This window comes from Flavobacterium sp. FlaQc-30 (genome assembly GCF_044005885.1).
In the GTDB taxonomy this organism is placed as follows: Bacteria; Bacteroidota; Bacteroidia; order Flavobacteriales; family Flavobacteriaceae; genus Flavobacterium.
Map to the genome: position 1 here is coordinate 1 of NZ_JBIPCO010000019.1, position 1,210 is coordinate 1,210.

Sequence of the window (1,210 nt, forward strand, 5' to 3'; positions counted from 1 at the left end):
TCCGCCCCTACAATATGATTTGTTCCTATGGAACGTTTTTAGCCACAATATTGTCATTTCGATCCCGAAGCCTCGGGATCGAAATGACAAACTAGAGAGATAAACTTTAAATTTATGAGCTAAACCTTATTGAACGTAACAAAAAACCTCTCATTTCTGAGAGGTCTTTTATTATTCAAAAGTTTGCTATTTCTGATTTAGTAATTTTTCTAAATATTCGATTTTATCTTGTTCCGCTTTCAACAAACGTTCATAAAGCTTTTTATTTTCTTCTACCGTTTCCATTAATTTATCTAATGGATTGAAAGTACAGGTATTATAATGATTAAAATTATTACCCGAAACTGAATCATTAAAAGTGTTGAAATAATTTATCATACCGTCTTCTGAAAAACTTTTAATTGCTTCCACCGTTACACCAAGCGCTTTCGCTATTTCAGAAAGTCTTTCTTCTTCTACAGTTTCGCTGTTTTCAATAGCCGAAATTGTTTGCTGACTTATTCCCAAAGCCTGCGCCAAAGCTTCCTGTTTCATATCACGAAGTTCACGAATACGGCTTATTTTTCGCCCTATATGATTTGATTTTGTTAGTGTGCTCATAATTCAAAGATAATAATTAAGTGTGAAAACTTCCACAGGTAACAAACTTATTTAGTACAGTACGATACCAGCAGAAATGGTTCGATAAAATACAATGTATTTCTTCCTTCGCCGAACCAATACAAAAGTACAATTTTTCTTATAATAAATTTTACAAAAGCCAAATTGTAAAGTAATTATCAAACAAAACTAAATACAAGCCTTATGGAAACAAATGAAACTGAAATTGTAAAAAACCTAAAAAGATTAAAAACCCTTCATTTCCGCACTCTAAAACCCGCCAATGATGAATCTAAAACTTATACAGCTCAAATTGAAGTTTTAAATTATCTAGAATTAGGCTGCGTAATTACCGATATGCTAAAATTATGCATTCTAGCACTCGATCATGATATGCAAAATGTTCCCGAAAAGAAAAACCAATCTATAAATGTGAGTCTTATTTTAGAAACTGTTTTGCAATTGTTTCCTTTAAGTGAAATAGAGTTTTTGAGTTTTGTTGGAGAGGCTGTTTGAGAATGATTTTCTTTTTTTGCAGATACAAAGATGAAAGCTCTAATCTTAAAAAATCTCGCAAAGACACAAAGTCGCAAAGTTTTTACGCAATCTT

The 1,210-nt window shown here is 31.7% G+C and carries 2 protein-coding genes; one reads left to right on the top strand and one right to left on the bottom strand.

The window, feature by feature from the left end; all coding sequences use genetic code 11:
• Positions 1–186: 186 nt before the first annotated feature.
• The gene (locus ACHRV0_RS21540) at positions 187–600 is read right to left on the bottom strand and encodes a helix-turn-helix domain-containing protein (protein WP_395442494.1); all 414 of its coding nucleotides are present in this window, start codon (positions 598–600) and stop codon (positions 187–189) included.
• Between the two features lie 204 nt (positions 601–804).
• Here ACHRV0_RS21540 and ACHRV0_RS21545 point away from each other — a divergent pair, with 204 nt between their 5' ends.
• Entirely contained in the window at positions 805–1,116 is a 312-nt protein-coding gene (locus ACHRV0_RS21545) for a hypothetical protein (RefSeq protein WP_395442496.1), read from the top strand.
• The last annotated feature ends 94 nt before the right edge of the window (positions 1,117–1,210 follow it).